Annotated in this window: 15 protein-coding genes; 9 read left to right on the top strand and 6 right to left on the bottom strand. The window is 68.8% G+C overall.

Features of this window, described 5'->3' with window-relative positions; genetic code table 11:
* Positions 1–38: 38 nt before the first annotated feature.
* Positions 39–1,451, top strand: a complete 1,413-nt coding sequence (locus tag ML539_RS06775) for an Ada metal-binding domain-containing protein (protein ID WP_243321913.1) — start codon at positions 39–41, stop codon at positions 1,449–1,451.
* Entirely contained in the window at positions 1,448–2,005 is a 558-nt protein-coding gene (locus ML539_RS06770) for a methylated-DNA--[protein]-cysteine S-methyltransferase (protein ID WP_243321911.1), read from the top strand. The genes ML539_RS06775 and ML539_RS06770 overlap by 4 nt, the downstream gene beginning before the upstream one ends.
* Here ML539_RS06770 and speD read toward each other — a convergent pair.
* Together speD and ML539_RS06760 are read right to left on the bottom strand one after the other, a co-directional pair.
* Complete coding sequence (gene speD, locus ML539_RS06765) at positions 1,941–2,312, bottom strand: adenosylmethionine decarboxylase (protein WP_243321909.1); 372 nt, start codon at positions 2,310–2,312, stop codon at positions 1,941–1,943. The genes ML539_RS06770 and speD overlap by 65 nt on opposite strands.
* Positions 2,309–3,481, bottom strand: a complete 1,173-nt coding sequence (locus ML539_RS06760) for a hypothetical protein (RefSeq protein WP_243321907.1) — start codon at positions 3,479–3,481, stop codon at positions 2,309–2,311. The genes speD and ML539_RS06760 overlap by 4 nt, the downstream gene beginning before the upstream one ends.
* A gap of 88 nt (positions 3,482–3,569) precedes the next feature.
* On the opposite strand from ML539_RS06760, the gene ML539_RS06755 reads away from it, so the two are divergent.
* Genes ML539_RS06755 through era form a run of 4 tightly spaced genes read left to right on the top strand, consistent with a single transcriptional unit; the run spans position 3,570 to position 7,500 of the window.
* Positions 3,570–5,273 (top strand): HD family phosphohydrolase, encoded by a 1,704-nt coding sequence (locus tag ML539_RS06755; protein WP_243321905.1) that lies wholly within the window; start codon positions 3,570–3,572, stop codon positions 5,271–5,273.
* Positions 5,274–5,322: 49 nt separating this feature from the next.
* Positions 5,323–5,793: a 3-hydroxyacyl-ACP dehydratase FabZ gene (gene fabZ / locus ML539_RS06750; RefSeq protein WP_243288180.1), complete on the top strand. Its 471-nt coding sequence runs from the start codon at positions 5,323–5,325 to the stop codon at positions 5,791–5,793.
* Positions 5,790–6,575: an acyl-ACP--UDP-N-acetylglucosamine O-acyltransferase gene (gene lpxA, locus ML539_RS06745; RefSeq protein WP_243314885.1), complete on the top strand. Its 786-nt coding sequence runs from the start codon at positions 5,790–5,792 to the stop codon at positions 6,573–6,575. The genes fabZ and lpxA overlap by 4 nt, the downstream gene beginning before the upstream one ends.
* The gene (gene era, locus ML539_RS06740) at positions 6,568–7,500 is read left to right on the top strand and encodes a GTPase Era (RefSeq protein ID WP_243321903.1); all 933 of its coding nucleotides are present in this window, start codon (positions 6,568–6,570) and stop codon (positions 7,498–7,500) included. Before lpxA ends, era begins: the two co-directional genes overlap by 8 nt.
* Positions 7,501–7,516: 16 nt before the next feature.
* On the opposite strand, the gene ML539_RS06735 is transcribed toward era, so the two are convergent.
* Together ML539_RS06735 and ML539_RS06730 are read right to left on the bottom strand one after the other, a co-directional pair.
* A complete protein-coding gene (locus ML539_RS06735; RefSeq protein WP_243321902.1) occupies positions 7,517–8,185 on the bottom strand; it encodes a carbonic anhydrase in 669 nt (222 codons plus the stop codon).
* Between the two features lie 23 nt (positions 8,186–8,208).
* Complete coding sequence (locus tag ML539_RS06730) at positions 8,209–8,940, bottom strand: ABC transporter ATP-binding protein (RefSeq protein WP_243321901.1); 732 nt, start codon at positions 8,938–8,940, stop codon at positions 8,209–8,211.
* Between the two features lie 163 nt (positions 8,941–9,103).
* Between ML539_RS06730 and ML539_RS06725 the strand changes: the two genes are divergently transcribed.
* Positions 9,104–11,734 (top strand): AMP-binding protein, encoded by a 2,631-nt coding sequence (locus ML539_RS06725; RefSeq protein ID WP_243321900.1) that lies wholly within the window; start codon positions 9,104–9,106, stop codon positions 11,732–11,734.
* Here the strand turns inward: ML539_RS06725 and ML539_RS06720 are convergent.
* Together ML539_RS06720 and ML539_RS06715 are read right to left on the bottom strand one after the other, a co-directional pair.
* Positions 11,731–12,873, bottom strand: coding sequence for a thiolase family protein (locus ML539_RS06720; protein ID WP_243321899.1), 1,143 nt, complete (start codon positions 12,871–12,873; stop codon positions 11,731–11,733). The genes ML539_RS06725 and ML539_RS06720 overlap by 4 nt on opposite strands.
* Positions 12,870–13,553: an ElyC/SanA/YdcF family protein gene (locus ML539_RS06715; protein ID WP_243321898.1), complete on the bottom strand. Its 684-nt coding sequence runs from the start codon at positions 13,551–13,553 to the stop codon at positions 12,870–12,872. The genes ML539_RS06720 and ML539_RS06715 overlap by 4 nt, the downstream gene beginning before the upstream one ends.
* A gap of 73 nt (positions 13,554–13,626) precedes the next feature.
* On the opposite strand from ML539_RS06715, the gene ML539_RS06710 reads away from it, so the two are divergent.
* Positions 13,627–16,779: a hypothetical protein gene (locus tag ML539_RS06710; protein WP_243321897.1), complete on the top strand. Its 3,153-nt coding sequence runs from the start codon at positions 13,627–13,629 to the stop codon at positions 16,777–16,779.
* 17 nt (positions 16,780–16,796) lie between these two features.
* Positions 16,797–18,170 (top strand): replicative DNA helicase, encoded by a 1,374-nt coding sequence (locus tag ML539_RS06705; RefSeq protein ID WP_243321896.1) that lies wholly within the window; start codon positions 16,797–16,799, stop codon positions 18,168–18,170.
* Positions 18,171–18,234: the final 64 nt, after the last annotated feature.

Raw genomic sequence — 18,234 nt, 5'->3', positions numbered from 1 at the left:
CGGAGGACTTCCCTGGAGCGGGCTCCTAGCATGGAGCCATGCGCTGGTCGGACGAGCACCTCTACGAACGGATCCTGGCGAAGGATGCCTCCTTCAACGGGCGAGTGCTCACGGGCGTCCTCACCACGGGGATCTACTGCCTGCCTTCCTGTCCGGCGCGGAAGCCCCTGGCCCGCAACGTGCGGTTCTTCCTGGATGAGGCCGGCGCCCAGGCGGCCGGACTGAGGCCCTGCAAGCGGTGCCGGCCCGACGCCTTCTACCGGGGTGAGGACGCGGACCTGGCCCGGCTGGAGGAGGTCATGGCCCGCGCCTGGGCAGACCCGGCCGCTTTCGCCAAGGCCGAGGCCCTGGCGGAAGCGGCCGGCGTGGGGCTCACGAAGCTGAAGACCCTCTTCCGCGAGCACGCCCACACCCAGCCCGCCGCTTTCCTCCAGGGCGCCCGCATCCGAGCCGCCTGCGCCCGGCTGCGGGAGGGCGCCACGCCCCTGCTGGGCCTCGGGGCCGCCGTGGGCTTCGAGAGCCCCTCCGGCTTCCACGAAGCCTTCCGGCGCCAGACGGGCCTGGCGCCCGGAGCCTATCGGGACCTGCTGGGCTCCGACCGCTTCATGCTGCCGCTGCCCGAGCGCACCCGGCTCGGAGATCTGCTCCGGTTCCATGGCCGGGACCTCGAGAGCGTGTCCGAGCAGGTGCAGGGCGACACCCTTCGCAAGGCCGCCCACTTCGCCGGCCGGCCGGGGGTGCTGAGCCTGGCGTTCGGTTCCAGAGATGTGGTGGTGTCCCTGGCGGGCGCTGGTGGCCCCGAGGCCATGGCGGAAGCTCACCGGGCGGCTCTGCGGCTGCTGGGCTGGCACGGGGATGCCACCTCCTTCGAAGAAGCGCATCCCCGCCTGGCCCGAGGCCGCGAGGGCCTGCGGGTGCCCCTGACTCTGGATCCCTTCGAGGCGCTGGTCTGGGCCATCCTGGGCCAGCAGGTGAACCTGGCCTTCGCCTACGCCCTCCGCCGCGACCTGATCCGCCTGGCGGGAACCCCCGTCGGCGACCTCATCGCGCATCCGGACGCAGCCTCCATCGCGGCCCTGGATCCCGCGGACCTGACGGCCCGGCGCTTCTCGCAGCGCAAGGCCGAATACGTCCTGAACGCCGCGGCCCTGGTGGCGAGGGGCGACTTGGAACTGGAGAGCCTGCTGACCGCGACTCGGGCCGAGACATCGCTGCTGGCCCTGCGGGGCTGCGGCCCCTGGACGGCCCAGTACGTGCTGATGCGCGGCCTGGGTTTCCGGGACTGCGTGCCCGTGGGGGATTCGGCGCTCACCCTGGCCCTCCAGCGCTGGTTCCAGCTCGAGGAGCGCCCGGGGCCCTCCGAAACCAAGAGCCTCATGGCGCCCTTCGCGCCCCATCGCAGCCTCGCCACCTTCCACCTCTGGGCCAGCCTGAAGGGGGTGCCTGCATGACGGGAATCCACCGCCTCGAGACCTCTCTCGGTCCCGTCCAGGTCGCCTTCGACGCCAGGGGCGCCGTCATCTACCTGGGTTTTGCAGGTCATGAATTCCGTGAAGCCCTGCTGGCGAAAGTCGCCCGGTTGGGTCCAGTGGCATCGCCGGATCCCCGCGCCGCGGCCCGCCTCCGCGACCAGCTGGAGGCCTACGCCGCCGGCCGGAGAACCACCTTCGAGCTGCCCCTCCGCCTCCACGGAAGCCCATTCGAGCAGCGCGTCTGGGCCGAGCTCCAGCGCATCCCCTTCGGGGAGACCCGCAGCTACGGCCAGCTGGCGGCATCCCTGGGCGGTGCGAACCTGAGCCGGGCGGTGGGCCGCGCCAACGGCGCCAACCCCATCTCCATCCTCGTGCCCTGCCATCGCGTCATCGGCGCCGACGGTACCCTCACGGGCTATGCCGGCGGCCTTCGGATGAAGGAGCGGCTCTTGCGGCTCGAAGGGGCGATCAGGGATGGATCGCCCGCAGGGGCCCGCGCTCCAGCGTCATCCGGGTTTCTCCGGCGGCCTTGAAGGCGGTGTGGAGGACTGCCAGACCTCGGTCCATGTCCACGGGTCCGCAGCTGAAGAAGTCCACGGCGGCGAAGTGGTGCTCGGGCCAGGTGTGGATGGCCAGGTGGCTCTCGGCGATGATCACGGCCCCGCTGACGCCATGAGGGCTGAAGTGGTGGAAGCTGTGGGTGACGATGGTGGCGCCGGAGGCCCGGGCGGCGTCCAGCATGGCGGCGGTGATCCGCTCCAGGTCCGCGAGGATGGCGGTGTCGCAGCCCGTGTATTCCACGAGCAGGTGACGGCCGAGGGCGCTCGTGGGGGCGCTCACGGCCGCTTGGCCATCAGGGCCACGCATTCCACGTGGCTGGTGAGGGGGAAGAGGTCCAGTACGGCCAGCTGCTCGAGGTTCCACGCGGGCACCAGGCGCTTCAGGTCCCGGCAGAAGGCCGCGCCGTCGCAGCCCACCAGCACGAGCTTTCCGGCTCCGGCGGCGCAGAGGCGCTCCGTGAGGGTCGGTTCCAGTCCCGCCCTGGGCGGATCCAGCAGGATCACGTCAGCGGATTGCCCCAGTCCCTCGGGCACCCAGGCGGCCACATCGCCCACCTGGCATTCCGAGGGCAGGCCCAGGGCCGCCAGGTTGCGGCGGGCCCAGGCCACGGCCGCCTCGCCGGACTCGACCAGCACACGGTGGTCGAAGCGCTTGCCGAGCAGTGCGGAGAAAAGGCCCACGCCGCCATAGAGGTCGTAGAGGGTGCGGCCCCGCACGTTCCAGCCTTCGAGCAGGCTGCGAAAGGCCTCGGCGGCCCAGGGTGGGCTCACCTGGAAGAAGGCGCCAGGCTCATGCCGGAGCGTGATGCCGCCGAGGCGCTGTGCGAGGGGTTCCTCACTGCGGTGCCACCCATCGGGCTCCAGGCGCCAGGTGCGGCCCCGCTCATCCGTGGCGAGCACCTCGCTCGCGGGTGTGCCGGTGGACAGCTCCCAGCGGCCTGGGCGGGAGGTGAGGATGCGTGCCTCCAGGGCTTCCAGCAGGCGCGGGATGGCCTGGGACAGGGGCTCCGCGGCGGCGGGACAGGCGGAGACGGGCACCAGCGCATGGCTGTGTCGGCGGAAGTAGCCCAGGGCGGAGCCGTCCCAGTGGAGCTGGATGCGGTGACGGCGGGCCTCCTCCGGGGCGGGGCGCCAGTCCCAACGCACCTCTTCGCCCAGCTGGCGACGGAGAAGGTCGGCCACCATCTGGCGCTTCAGCTCGGGCGCGTGGCGGCCGGCCTCCCACAGCTCGCAGCCGCCGCAGGTTCCGGCCACAGGGCATTCCGCGGGGGCCCGGCGGGGGTCCCGGCTGAGCCAGCGGGTGATGCGCCCTTCGCCGTGGCGGGCCTTCCAGATGACGTTGGCCTCCACCTGCTCGCCGGGGAAGAGGGCCAACGGCGCCTCCAGCAGCAGCAGTCGGCCATCAGCTTCGTGGGCCACGCCCCGGCCGCCCCAGGCCAAGCGGTCCACGGATCCCTGCCAGGTCGCGGTGGGGGCGGGGGAATTCCGATATGCTGACGGGACTTTCGTCTTCGCCTTCCTGGAGCCTGCATCCGCCTTGCGCTTCACTGTCGCCGTCCCCCCAGAGCACCGTAGCATCCTCCTGGACCGCGTGGCCGGGGAGTTGCGGGAGGCCCTGGCCTTCGTGGAGGGAGGGCGGGCCGACGTGGTGCTGGGGGTGCCCGGCGACGGCACCTTCGCTGATTGCGAGGTCTGGCCGGGCCTGGAGGCCGCCGAGGCCCTGGTCCGGGCCGCCTGGGCCCGGCTGCAGGACCGCCGCGACATGGAACGGCTCCATGAGGTGGGCCGCGCCCTGGCCTCGGAGCAGAACCTGGACAGGCTGCTCGATCTGATCCTCACCAAGGCGCGGGAACTGCTGAACGCCGAAGCGGGGTCGATCTACCTGCTCGCCGGCGAGCAGGACCGTCCCGAGCTGCTCTTCGCCCACACCCAGAACGCCCGCGTAAGGTTCCCCTTCCACCGTGAGGCCCTGCCCATCTCGCGGGAGAACCTGGCGGGCTTCGTCGCCCTCTGCAAGGAATGCCTGAACCTGCCGGATGTCTACGACCTCCCGGTCGAGGCTCCCTACCGGTTCAACGACAGCTTCGACCGCCTGGCGGGGTACCGCACCACCTCGATGCTCGTGGTGCCCATGCTGGACACGGAAGGCGAGATCCTCGGGGTTCTGCAGCTCCTCAACCGACTGGATGAGGATGGGCGCGCGATCGCCTTCTCCGCCTCGGACCAGCGGCTGGCCCAGAGCCTCGCCGGCCAGGCGGCGGTGGCCGTGAAGAACGCCCAGCTCCGGGAAGAGATTGAGCGGCTCTTCGAGGGCTTCGTGGCCGCTTCCGTGACGGCCATCGAGGCCCGGGACCCGGTCACCAGCGGCCACTCCGGGCGTGTCGCCGAGCTCACCGTCGGCCTCGCGGAGGCCGTGAACGCGACGCCCAGCGGAGCCTACGGAGGCCTCTCCTTCAGCGACCGCCAGTTGCGGGAGCTGCGTTACGCCAGCCTGCTGCACGACTTCGGCAAGGTGGGCGTCCGCGAGCAGGTGCTGGTGAAGGCCAAGAAGCTCGATCCCGGCCAGCTGGAGATCATCCTCCAGCGCCTGCGCCAGCGGGAACTGGAGCAGGCCCTCGAGGCCCTGGCCCAGGCCTGGAAGGGCGGGGAAGGCATCGACCTTTGGGAAAGCGCCATCCGGGATCGCCGGGAGGAATCGGAGCGGCTCATCCACCTGGTCCGCCAGAGCAACGAACCCACGGTGATGGCCCAGGAAGTGGCGGAGGGGCTGGGGCTCCTGGATGACCTCACCTTCACCCACTGGAGCGGCGAGCGCAGGACCCTGGTGGAAGCCGCTGACCTGGCCAGCCTGCGCATCCGCAAGGGCAGTCTCTCCGAGACGGAGCGCCTCGAGATCGAAAGCCACGTGACCCATACCTTCCGGTTCCTGGAGCAGATTCCCTGGACCCGCGATCTGGCCGGCATCCCGGACATCGCCTACGCCCATCACGAGCGGCTGACGGGCCGGGGCTACCCCCGCAAGCTCACGGAACCGGATATTCCCATCCAGAGCCGGGCCATGGCCATCGCGGATGTCTACGACGCCCTCACGGCCCAGGATCGGCCCTACAAGAGCGCGGTGCCCGTGGAGCGGAGCCTGGCCATCCTGGAGGACGAGGCCCGGGCAGGGGCCCTGGACCGAGGTTTGCTGGACCTGTTCATCGAAGCCCGGATCTACGAGCGCACGGCCCGACGATCCTGAGGCTGGAGGCCGGGGGGCGGAGCCGGTAACCTATAGGATTGGAGTGCCCATGTCGGAACGCGAACCCCGAACGATCGACCTGCAAGGAATCCTGGACCTGCTGCCCCACCGGTATCCGATCCTCCTGGTGGATCGCATCCTCGATTTCGAGCCCGGGCAGTGGATCCGGGGGCTCAAGAACATCAGCTTCAGCGAGCAGGTCTTCCAGGGCCACTTCCCGAGCCGCCCCGTGTTCCCCGGCGTCTACATCCTCGAGGCCATGGCCCAGACCGGCGGCTGCCTGCTCCTGCAGGACATCGAGGACCGGGCCCGCAAGGTGATCTACTTCATGGGCATCGACGGGGCGAAGTTCCGGAAGCCGGTGCTGCCCGGCGACCAGCTGGTGATGGAAGTCAAGGTGGTCCAGCTCAAGGGCCGGATCTGCAAGATGCGCGGCGAGGCCTTCGTGGATGGCCAAAAGGTCGCGGAAGCCGAATTCATGTCCATGCTGATGGACCTGGCCGAGGGAGAAGGACGATGAGCACGCAGATCCATCCGAGCAGCGTGGTGAGCCCGGAGGCCCGGCTGGGCGAGGGCGTGGTCGTGGGCCCGTTCTGCGTCATCGAGGGCAACGCCGTCATCGGCGCCCGCACCCTGCTGCGCAGCCACGTCGTCATCGGCCCCCATACCGAGATCGGCGAAGACAACGACATCTACCCCCACGCCACCCTGGGCATGGGGCCCCAGGACCTCAAGTTCAAGGGCGCCCCCACCCGCCTGAAGGTGGGGAACCGCAATGTGATCCGGGAGGGCTGCACCCTCCATCGCGGCACCGAGGGCGGCGGCGGGCTGACCACCCTGGGCGATGACAACTTCCTGATGACGGGTTCCCACGTGGCCCACGACTGCCACGTCGGGAACAAGAACATCTTCGCCAACTGCGCCACGCTGGCCGGCCACGTGGAGGTGGGGGACGGCTGCAACATCGGCGCCTTCTCCGCCGTCCACCAGTTCTGCCGCGTGGGCCACCATGCCTTCATGGGCGGGTTCACCGTGGCCACCCAGGACGTGCTGCCCTTCATGAAGACCGCCGGCGCCCGCGACACCAAGAGCTACGGTGTGAACACCATCGGTCTCCAGCGGAAGGGCTTCCCCGTGGAGGTCGTCGAGGCCCTGAAGAAGGCCCACCGCCTGCTCTTCCATGCCGGGCTGCTCCGCGAGGAGGCCATGGCCCAGACCGAGAAGGAAGTGGGGCACGTGGCCGAGGTGGCCTACCTGCTGCAATTCATCCGGGAAGCCAAGCGGGGCGTGCATCGTGGCTGACCAGCCCGGCGCGGATCCGCAGCGGCGTCACGCGACCATCGCCATCATCGGCCTGCCGAACGCGGGCAAGTCCACCCTGCTGAACGCCCTGCTGGGCCAGAAGCTCGCCGCCACCAGCCAGATTCCCCAGACCACCCGCACCCGGGTGCTGGGCGTGGTGAACCGCGGCGACGTGCAGCTGGCCTTCCTGGACACGCCGGGCATCCACCTGCCCAAGCACGCCCTCAACGAGCGCATGATGGCCCATGTGGAGCAGGCGCTGGAAGCGGCCGACCTGCTGCTGTGGGTGGTGGACGCGGACGACTATCTGGGCACTGGTGAGCACGCCCTGGCCAAGCGCCTGAGGAAGATGGGGCGGCCGACCTACCTGCTGCTGAACAAGATCGACCTGCTCTCCAAGGGGCGCCTCCTGGAGAAGGTGGCCACCTACAAGGACCTGCTCCCCTTCAAGGAGATCGTGCCCATCGGCGCGAAGATGGGCCTGAACCTGGATCCCCTGTGGACCCTGCTGGAGCGGGATGCCGCCCAGCCGGGCTGGCTGCACGACGAGGAGACCTTCACGGATCAGACCGAGCGCTCCCTGGCCGCGGAGTTCATCCGCGAGAAGGTCCTCCGCAAGACCCGCGAGGAGGTCCCCCACGGTGTGGCGGTGCTCATCGAGCAGTGGGTCGAGCCCGGCCACGCGGACTATCCAGAGGATCTGGGACCTGAGGGCGTCTTCATCGCCGCGCGCATCCTGGTGGACCGCGACGGCCACCGCAAGATCCTGCTGGGCAGCCAGGGCGACATGATCAAGGACATCCGCCAGAGCGCCCAGCGCGAGCTGAGGAAGCTCCTCCAGCGCCCGGTGCGGCTGGAGCTGTTCGTGAAGGTGGACGAGGGCTGGCGGGACCGGCCCGACCGCCTGGACCGCCTGGAGATCTGATCCCCAGCGCGGTCGGCTAGATCGACAGGTCCGTGGCCCGGTGCTCTGTGTCCAGCGGCGCCAGGCCCGCCGTGCCCGTGACCGAGGTGTACTGGCCCCGGTCCGGATCGAACGCGAACACCTCGCCGGTCTCGATCTTGTAGACCCAGGCATGCAAGTGCAGCAGGCCATTGGCCACGGCTTTGGCCACGGCCGGGTGGCTGCGGAGGTTCTCCAGCTGCACGAGCGCATTCTCCTCGACGGTGGCATGCAGCAGCTCGTGGCCCTGGAGGTGCCCGTAGCTCTCCCACATGATCTGCTCGGTCTTGCGGGCATGGGCCAACCAGGATCGGGTGGCGGGGAGCTGCCCCAGCTGCTCGGGCTCCAGCAGAGCCTTCATGGCGCCGCAGTTGGAGTGGCCGCAGACGATGATGTCCTTGACCTGGAGGACGGCGACCGCGAACTCGATGCCGGCGGCCGTGCTGCCCAGGCTTTCGTAGGGGGGCACCAGGTTCCCGACGTTGCGCAGGATGAACAGCTCGCCCGGCTGGGTCTGGGTGATCAGGTTCGGGCTGATGCGCGAGTCCGAGCAGGTGATGAACAAGGTCTCCGGCGCCTGATCCCTGCCCAGGCGTTCGAAGAGGTCCTTGTGCGACTTGAAGATCTGGGTCTGGAACTGGTGGATGCCGTGGACGAGCTTCTGCATGCCTCCAGTCTACCGGAGGTAGGCTAGAGATTCAGGTGCGCCAGGTGCTCCTCCGAGCTGATGGGCGTGTTCGGCTCGTCGTGGATGACCTTGCCGTCGCGCAGCTTGATGATGCGGTGGGCGTGGCGGGCGATGTCCTCCTCGTGGGTGACGAGGATGATGGTGTTGCCCTTCTGGTAGAGGTCCTCGAACAGGGCCATGATCTCCACGCTGGTCTTGGAATCCAGGGCTCCGGTGGGCTCGTCCGCCAGCAGGATGGAGGGATCGTTCACCAGGGCCCGGGCGATGGCCACGCGTTGGCGCTGGCCGCCGGAGAGCTGGTTGGGCATGTGGTCGCTGCGGGTGCCCAGGCCGACGTTCTCCAGGGCCTTGATGGCCATCTGGTGCCGCTCGGCGGGTGTCTTCCCCGCGTAGATCAGGGGGAGCTCGACATTCTGGAGGGAAGTGGTGCGGGCGAGCAGGTTGAAGGTCTGGAAGACGAAGCCGATCTCCTCGTTGCGGATCTGGGCCAGGTCGTCATCCGTCATGGCCGAGGCCAGCTTGCCGTTCAGTTCGTAGGTGCCGCTGGTGGGTGTGTCCAGGCAGCCGATGACGTTCATCATGGTGGACTTGCCGGATCCGGAAGGGCCCATGATGGCCACGTATTCGCCCCGGCGGATCTCCATGGACACGCCGTCCAGGGCCCGCACTTCCATGTCGCCCATCTGATAGACCTTGGTGATGTCGGTGAGCCGGATCAGGGGCGCGTCGGTCATGGGATCCTCGAGGGGCCTCCGAAGGCCCTGGTCCATCTTCGCAGAAGCCCCGGGCCAGGTTTAGGGCTCCCCGCAAAACCCCAGGATGCCTCGTGGGGGGCTCTTCCTGGATTCCCGCTACAATCCTTGATCCGCCTACATCCTGCCGTTAGGTTCCGCCACGATGATCGATTCCCTGATCCGAGCCCTGGGTCAGCCGCTGTTGCGGCTGCGCTACCGAATCCACACCGAGGGCCTTGAGGCCGTTTCCTCGAGCGCCAAGCCGGGGATCCTCTTCCTGGCCTCCCACCCGAGCCTGGTGGATCCCTTCATCCTGGGGTCGGAACTGCACAGGCGGTTCGCGCCCACCCTGGTGATGGGCCGCGACCATGCCGCCTCCGCGCCCATGCGCTGGCTGGCCCGGGCCCTGGGCGCCAGGCCCCTTCCAGACCCCGTGGAGCATGGGGACCGCACCCGGGAAGCCCTGGACAGGGAACTGGCGGCGCTGGCGGATCGCCTGGCCTCAGGGCGCAACATCCTGATGTTCCCAGGCGCCCGGCTGGCCCGGCAGAAGACCCAGGACCTCGCCGACAACAGCGCCGTCGCGGAGATCCTCCGCCAGTCCCCGGGTGTCCGGGTGGTGGTGGTGCGCCTGCATGGGCTCTGGGGCAGCCGCTTCAGCGCCGCGTCGGGGAGGCGTCCCTCCGTCGGGCCTGAATTGTTGAAGGGATTGGGCTACCTGCTGGCCAATGGCCTGTTCTTCATGCCGCGGCGAGAGGTCCGGGTGGCCTTCGAGGAACTCCATGACCTGCCAGTGCAGGCCGGGCGCGAGGCCATCAACCGCGTGCTGGAGTCCCACCTGAACGAAGGCGCCACGCCGCGCAGCTTCGTGCCCTACCTGGTCTGGCGGGATCATGCGCCCCGCACCCTCCCCGAGCCGCCCCGGCCCCGGGTGGAAGGCAATCCCCGCAGCGTGCCGCCCCAGGTCAGGGATGCGGTGAGACGCCACTTGCAGGCCGTGACGGGTCATCCGGACATCCAGGAGCACCATCACCTCGTGAAGGACCTGGGTCTGGATGTCCTGGGTCATCGCGAGCTGGAGATCTGGCTCGAGCAGGCCTTCGGCTATCCCTGCAGTGACCCGGCCTCGCTTCAGACCGTGGGCGATCTGCTATTGGCGGCCACCGGTGCGGCGGTCTCCCTGCGCCAAGGGGAACTCAAGGCGGTGCCCCATGCCTGGTTCCATTCGCGCACGGACCTGCCCATCGAGATGCCCGAAGGAGACACCATCCCCGAGGTCTTCCTCAAGCAGGCGCGGCGGGATCCGGGCCGCGTGGTCCTGGCGGACCAGCTCGGCGGCGTGAAGACCTACCGAGATGTCATCACGGCGGTGCTGGTCCTGAAGCCCATCTTCGAGCGTCTGGAGGGTACCCATGTGGGCCTGATGCTGCCCGCCTCGGGAGGCGCCAGCATCCTGTACCTGGCCCTGCTCTTCGCCGGGAAGACCCCGGTGCTGGTGAACTGGACCGCCGGGGCCCGCAGCACGGCCTACGGCCTGGACCTCGTGGGCGTGAAGCACGTGGTCACCGTGTCCACGCTGGTGAATCGGCTCCAGGCCCAGGGCGTGGACCTCTCGGCCGTGAGGGACCGCCTGCTGCTGCTGGACGAGGTCGGGAAAGGCATCACCCTGCGGACCAAGGTGTCCGCCGCGCTCCGTGCGCGCCTCGGCCGGTTCCCCCTCGATCCGGCCAAAGCCCCTCCCACGGCGGCCCTGCTCTTCACCAGCGGCAGTGAAAGCCAACCCAAGGCCGTTCCCCTGAGCCACGGAAACATCCTGGCCAACATCCGGGACATCACCCAGGCCATCCATTTCCACGAGGACGAGCGGGTGCTGGGGTGTCTTCCGCCCTTCCACGCCTTCGGTCTCACCACCACCACCATCCTGCCGCTGCTGCTGGGCCTGCGGGTGGTCTACCACCCCAATCCCACCGAAGGCCGGATGCTGGCCCGCCTCATCGAGGCCTATCACGCCACGCTGCTGGTGGGGACGCCCACCTTCCTTGGCGGGATCCTCCGCACGGCTGAGGATCGGCACCTGGAGTCCCTTCGGATCGTGGTGTCGGGCGCCGAGAAATGCCCGGATCAGGTCTACGCCACCCTGGCCCGGCGCTGGCCGAGGACCACCGTGCTGGAAGGCTACGGCATCACCGAGTGCTCGCCGGTGGTGTCCGTGAACCGGGAGGAGGATCCCCGGACCGGGACCATCGGGAAGCCGCTGGTGTCCGTGGAGTGGGCCATCGTGGACCTGGAGGCGAGGCGCCGAGTGGAGCCTGGCCAGGCTGGCATGCTCCTGGTGCGCGGACCGAGCATCTTTTCGGGCTACCTCAACCCCGATGTGGAATCACCCTTCGAGTCCTTCGAAGGCCGGGACTGGTATCGCACCGGGGATCTGGTGCGCCAGGAGCGGGGCGTGCTGGTGTTCGCGGGGCGCCTCAAGCGGTTCGTGAAGCTGGGCGGCGAGATGGTCTCCCTGCCGGCCATCGAGGAGGTCCTGGCCAAACGTTTCCAGGGGGAGGACGAGGTCGAGCCCCTGCTGGCAGTGGAGGCCACCACGGAGGACCTCAACCCCGACCTGATCCTCTTCTCCGTGGCGGGCATCGGTCGGGATGACGCCAACGCAGCCATCCGTGCCGCGGGACTTTCCTCCCTGCACAACATTCGCGTGGTCCGGCAGATCGACCAGATCCCCACCCTGGGCACGGGAAAGACGGATTACCGGGCCTTGAAGGCCATGCTGGAAGTGGCCGGGGGCTAGGCGGGAACCTCCAGGAGCAGCGCCAAGCCCAGTCCCCCGCCGATGCCGAGCGTGGCCACCCCCAGGCCTCCTCCCCGCTGGCGAAGCTGATGGACGAGGGTCACGACGATGCGCGCTCCGGAAGCGCCGATGGGGTGGCCCAGGGCCACGCCGCCACCGGCGACGTTGAGGCGGTCCTCCGGCAGGCCCAGCTGCCGCTGGCAGACCAGGAGCTGGGCCGAAAAGGCCTCGTTCAGCTCCCACAGGTCGATGTCCGCCACGGTCATCCTCTGGGCCGCCAGCAGGCGCCGCACGGCAGGGACGGGCGCCTCGCCCATGTCCAGCGGGTCCACGCCGGCCTCGCTCCACCCCAGGATCCGGGCCAGGGGAACGGCGCCGTCGGCCTGCTCACGTCGGCCGATGAGGAGCCCCGCCGCGCCATCCGACAGGGCCGAGGCGTTCCCCGCCGTGACCTGGCCGTGGGGATCGAACACCGGGGCCAGGCGGCCCAGATCCTCCACCGCGACCTCCTGGCGCACGCATTCGTCGTGATCCAGCGCCGGATGGGGCAGGAGCTCCGCCCGGAAGTCCGCCCGGGAGGCCCGCCGATGACTTCCGGCCGCCCAGGTGTCCGCTTCGATCCGAGAGACGCCGCGCCTGGCGGCCAGCCGCTCGATGGTCTCCCCCATGAGAAGCCCGGTCACCGGGCAGCGCAGGCCGTCGTGGTGCATGACGTCCGGCAGCTGGCGGTGACCCATGCGGAAGCCCCAGCGCAGGCCAGGCACCAGGTGAGGCGTATCCGACATGGCTTCGCTGCCGCCGATGAGCACCGGGGCCTCCGCGCCGTCCATCAGGCGTTGTGCGGCGAGGATGAGGGCCTGGAGGCTGGAGCCGCAGGCCATGTTCACGGTGAACGCCGGGGTGTCGCAGGGCAGGCCCGCCTGCAGGGCCAGGGTGCGGGCCGGATTCATGCCCTGGGTGTGGCTTCGCGCCATGCCCCAGATCAGGCTGCCGGGTCGGGGCAGGTCCGTCCGGGCCAGGAGGCCCTCCACGGCAGCGCGTCCGAGGGACACGGCGCCCAGGCCCGCCAGGCTGCCGCCGTACCGGCCCTGGGGAAGCCTCCCCGCGGCGAGGATCAGCAGGTCGCGGGCCTCATTCATGAGGCCGGGTCCCAGTCATCCGGGGTCGGCTCCCGGGGGCCCAGCCGCGCATCCGGCGGAAACCAGACATCCCAGAGGGCCAGGTGCCTGGCGACGTACTCACGGGCCCAGTAGCGGATCCGATTCACGGGTGGGCGGCTCTCGGTGGAGGCGGGGACACCCCATGCCTGCAGTCCGAGGTGATCGGCCAGGTAGAGGGCCCGGGGCAGGTGGAAGTCCGAGGTGACGATGACCACCCTCTGCTGGCCGAAGACGGTCTGCGCGCGCTTGAGGCTGTCCCAGGTGCGGAAGCCGGCATAGTCGCTGATGATGCGGGTAGGGGGAACGCCCTGCTTGACCAGCCAGCGTCGCATGGCCTGGGGTTCGTTGTAGGAGGGGTGGCGATTGTCGCCGGACACCAGGAACCAGCGGACCTTCCCGCTTTGGTAGAGGCTCAGGGCCGTGCGGAGGCGGCCCTGGAGGAGCTCGGTCGGCTCGCCATCGCCGTAGACGCCGGCGCCCAGCACGAGCACCGGGCCGCCCATCGGCGGAAGCTCCTCAGCCCGGTAGATTTGCTGGTGGTGCATGGCCGGGAACCTTCCCAGGGTCCAGAGCAAGTCTCCCAGGAGGAGAAGCGCCAGGGCCAGAAGCAGGGTCCGCCGGTGCGGCCTGAAGCGATGAAGAAAGGCGGAGATCGGCATCGTGAGTTAGCATAGACCTTCCGTACGCCCCAGCCCCATGGACCTCCCGCCTGAACGAGACGCCTTGATGAACATGAGCCTTGATCCCGCAGTCCGTTCCCCTCGTCTGTCCCCGCGTTTCCCGTTGGCCCTGGCCCCGCTGGCCCTGGTCCTGGCCGGGGGCGTCACGGGCTGCTTCCGGGCCACGGGCGTGGGCCGGCCCACGGTGGCGGTGGAGGAGATCCCCGCTTCCGGAGGCGATCGCCTGCACGGCCTGAAGGCGACCTCGGGGCCCGGAGACTTCTACCTCGGCAACGATGCGGTCCAGATCGCCGTGGACGGCGCGGCGTTCGGGAACCGGGAAGGCCAGTTTGGCGCGCCCTCCGGTGGCGCCATCCTCGATGTGGGCAACGTCGCCCTCGACCAGAACTACAAGCGCGTGTCCCTGCCCACAGACATGGTCGAGCGCCTGGGTCCCGTGGTGAACCAGGACCCCGACCTGCCGCTGGTTTTCGACCGCTACTCGCCCGGGACGGGTGTGAACGAGGTGTACCTGGACATGCAGGGCTACCTCCTGGATCCCAAGGGGAAGCTCGGAGTGGCCACGGATGCCCAGGGGAGGGTGCTGGGAGTCAGCGTCGCCCACCGGATCACCCTGAACAAGGCCAATACCTACTTCACCCTGGAGACCACGATCACCAACGATGGAACGTCGGCCCTCCCCATCCGGAACCTCGGGGATTTCCTTTCGCAGCATGGCGGTGGATTCCGGTTCGTGGTCCCCGCCGTGACGACCTTCGAGGGAACCCCGATCAGCAGCTGGGGGGTGGAGATTCCGGGATCGGACTTCACGGCACCTCTGACGACGAGCGTGGTGACGCCCATGGTGGCGCTCATGGGCTCGGAATCCTCCGGAGACACGCTGGATGCCCACTCCACCCTCGGCATTCTGCCGCTGGACGTGGATCAGGTGCTGGTGGCCTCGGATCCTCAACCCGCGCTCACCGAGCTCCGTCCCCGCTTCCCGGGCCGACTGGTCGTGGGGAGCCCCGCTGCGACCAGCCTGCCGGCAGGACAACCCATGACCTACCGGCGCCGGTTGTACGTCCTGGGCGGAGAGGTCGGGAATGCCAGCATCTCAGGCACCCAGCCAGCCCAGGCGACCGCGGTCTTCAATGAGATGGTCCAGGCCCGGCTGGGGTTCCACAGCGGCGAATACGGCATCCTCACGTTCGACTCGTTCGGTACGGCCGCCCGCACGGGTCCGCTCCAGACCGAGTTCCGGTTCGATCGCTACACCGGGTCTAGCGCGGACCCCTCCACCGACGCCGATCCCTCCCATTGGGTCACCGAACGCGTGGAGTGGCGCGAGCCCAGCGACATCCCTTCCTCCAGCGGACCCATCGGCGTATTCCTCCCGGCCGTCGCGGATGCCAGCGGCACGGGCCTCAGCCAGCCGTACCGGGTGACCGCGCGAAACGCTTTCCAGAGCAACACGCTGTATCTCGGCACCAATACATCCAACGCCGACCGGCCCTACCTGCCCACCCCCATCACACCTTCCAAAAGCCAGATCTGGACGTTGGCGGAGAACCTGAGTCCCGAGCGGGCCGAGGTCACGGACACGTCAGGAAACGTGGTCCGCAGCAAGCAGCAGCGGCACACCTTCGTGGCCCGGCAGGCCGGAACCCTGGAGATGGATGGCCTGAATCCCCTCCGCATCACCCTGGCCGGCCAGGGAGGAGCGGCCGATCCCTCCATGAAGCGCTCACGCCGCCTGGCCGGATATTACGATCGGGTCTACAAGGCCAAGGTGATCTCAAGCGCGAGCGTGGCGGACTACCAGTACACCGCAGGAAATCAGGTTTTCGGAACCTCCTTCCGGTATTCCGGTGGAGGGACTTCGGTCTTCCTCCCTCCGGGAGACTACCTGGCCTACGGCACCCGCGGTCCGCTGTCCCACCTGGAAGCGCTGCCCGTGAAGTCCTTTGACGGCCAGACGGATTTAAGCCATACCTTCGTGACCCTCCCTCCGACCCTGCCGATTGGCTGGAAGGCCTTCGATGTCCCGAGCCCCACCCAGGCGACCACCGGTGGCTTGAATCCGGGCGAGATGCTCAGCTCCGCCCTCGCGGAGGGGGTGGATGCGGTGGCCCGCACGGAAGAGGATCACCTGACGGATCCGACGGCCCTCAGGACCGAGTTCCGGACGGAGATCGAGAACGCGGCGGTCACGGATGCCCAGCGCGTCCCCATCGGCATCGATCCGCTGGTGGTCGGTGCCCGCAGCTCCACGCTGGCGGACGGATTCGTGACGGCCCTCTTCACGCCCGCTCCCAACGGAGATCGCAACGGCGGAGCCAGGCCCTCCAAGGGCTGGACCCTGGCGGACTTCATCACCCAGGCGGAGGGGCGCTATAACATCGTCCACCGGCCCCGGGGGCCGCAAGGCCTGTTCACTGTCCGCGGGTTCGACCCCGCCGTTCCCCTCGGATCGGGAGCGAACGCCTGGTGGACCCAGACCGGCCCCGTGTCCCTCGGCGCGCACCAGGGGGACTTCGATGCCCTGGAGCTGATCCGGGCCGAAGGGTGCGATCCTGCGGATCCCACCGCCTGGTTCGCCGAGTTCAAGGCCGTCCGGAGCGACTGGTTCTCCCTGCTCAACCAGCAGACCCCGACGGCCTTCACCAAGGCGCTGGGGCTCTCCGCCTCGAAGTTCAGCTATGACACGCCGGTCGGCCTGGCCCGCACCTACCTGAAGCTCGGTTCCGAAACCTTGACCCAGGACACCCTTGATCCCCTGCTGGCCGCCCTTCGCAGCGGCGCAGCCGTGGCCTCCACCGGCCCCTTGCTCGACGTGGCCGTCAATGGTGTGGGTTCCGGGGGGCTGGTGGCCGGGCCCGCCCCCACCGTATCCATCACCATCTCGCTCTACGCGGCGGACTGGGTGCCGGTCGATGAGGTGCGCGTGGTCGTGAACGGGGTGGCCCAGGTGGTGCCCATGAGCAGCTTCACCGCCTCTCCCACGGACTTCCGCCTCCGCACGGCGACCCTGGATGGCGTGGTCATGCCCACGGGCAAGGATGCCTGGGTGGTGGTCGAAGCGGGTGTGCCCCTGGCCACCACTGGGGCCTATCAGGCCGGAACACCCTGGAACAAGATCATGAAGGGCATCTATCCCATCGCCGTCACCAACCCGATCTTTGTGGATGTGGACGGCGGGGGGTACACTCCTCCGGGACTCTAGTCGGCAGGGGTGATGTGATGGCGGATTGGCTTCCGGAACGCCTTCCGGAGGATATTGATGCGGAACGGTCCTTCCTGGCCACCTGCTGCGCCCCGGGCGCGGGGTTCGTGGCCAGCGAAGCCGTCTTCGCCTTGGCCGAGGAGGACTTCGTCCACCCGGCCCACCGGGCTGTGTTCCGGGCCCTGCGCACCCTCATCGAAGCCCAGGTGGAGGTCAACTCCCTCACCCTGAAGGATGCCCTGGACCAGGACGACAGCCTGAACAAGGTGGGCGGCTATCCGGGCCTGGTGGAACTGCTGGCCGGTGAGGATGTGGAGCGCCCTCAGGTGCTGGCGGACCTCATCCGGCGCAAGGCCAAGCTGCGTCGCCTCGTCCACCTGGGGGCCCAGCTGGTGCGCCAGGCCGCGGAAGAAGACGAACCCCCGGAAGTGCTGGTGGACCAGACCGCCCAGAGCCTCTTCCACCTGGCTCAGGGAGATGCCAAGGCCAAGGGTCTGCTCACCATCCAATCGGTGGCGGACGATGCCATGGAGCGCCTCCACGATCGCCTGGAGGGACGTTTGTCGCCCGGCGTGCGGGTCGGTTTCCAGCGTTTCGACGAGCTCACCCAGGGTTTCCAGCCCGGCAACCTCATCGTCCTCGCTGCCCGTCCCGGTGTCGGCAAGACAGCCCTGGCTCTCAACTGGATCCTGCGGGCCGCCCAGGAGCGGGATGGCCGTCCAGGCCAATGCGGGGCCTTCTTCAGCCTCGAGATGAGCCACGAGGAAGTCTTCCTGCGCCTGCTCGCCGCCCAGAGCCAGACCAACATGAAGGACCTCCAGTCCGGCCGCGCCACTGGACGGCTGGACCACGTGATGCGGTCTCGGGACGAATTGGTGCAGATGCCGCTGTTCATCTGCGACCAAGCCTCCATCACCGTCCCCCAGATCCAGAACATGATCGTGAAGCAGGGCAGCCAGAGCAACCGGCGGGTGGAGTTCGTCATCATCGACTACCTCCAGCTGCTCAGCAGCCCGGAGAACAGCCGGGGCGCTAAGCAGAACGAGGCCGTCCGCATTGGCGAGATCAGCCGCGGCCTCAAGCTCATGGCCAAGGACTTTGGGATTCCCGTGGTGGTGCTCTCCCAGCTCAACCGCGAGGTGGAGCACCGTCAGGGCGGCCGGCCCCAGCTCAGCGATCTCCGCGATTCGGGTGCCATCGAGCAGGACGCGGACATGGTGGCCTTCATCCACCGCAAGCTGATGCCCTCTGCCAACGAGGAACCCGACAACTCCGCCGAGCTCATCGTGGCCAAGCACCGCAATGGCCCCACCGCCATCATCCAGCTGCACTTCCAGGGCGAGTATGCGATGTACCGCGAGATGGTCCGGGAGACCTCCTCCTACGCGTAAGGAAGCGGTTCCTTCCATCTCTTCACCTTACGAAAAAGCGGCCATTCGGCCGCTTTTTCACATG

This window comes from Geothrix sp. SG200 (genome assembly GCF_022808935.1).
Taxonomy (GTDB): Bacteria; Acidobacteriota; Holophagae; order Holophagales; family Holophagaceae; genus Geothrix; species Geothrix alkalitolerans.
Note: the sequence above shows the minus strand (reverse complement) of the source record. Positions and strands in the feature narration are given on the sequence as shown.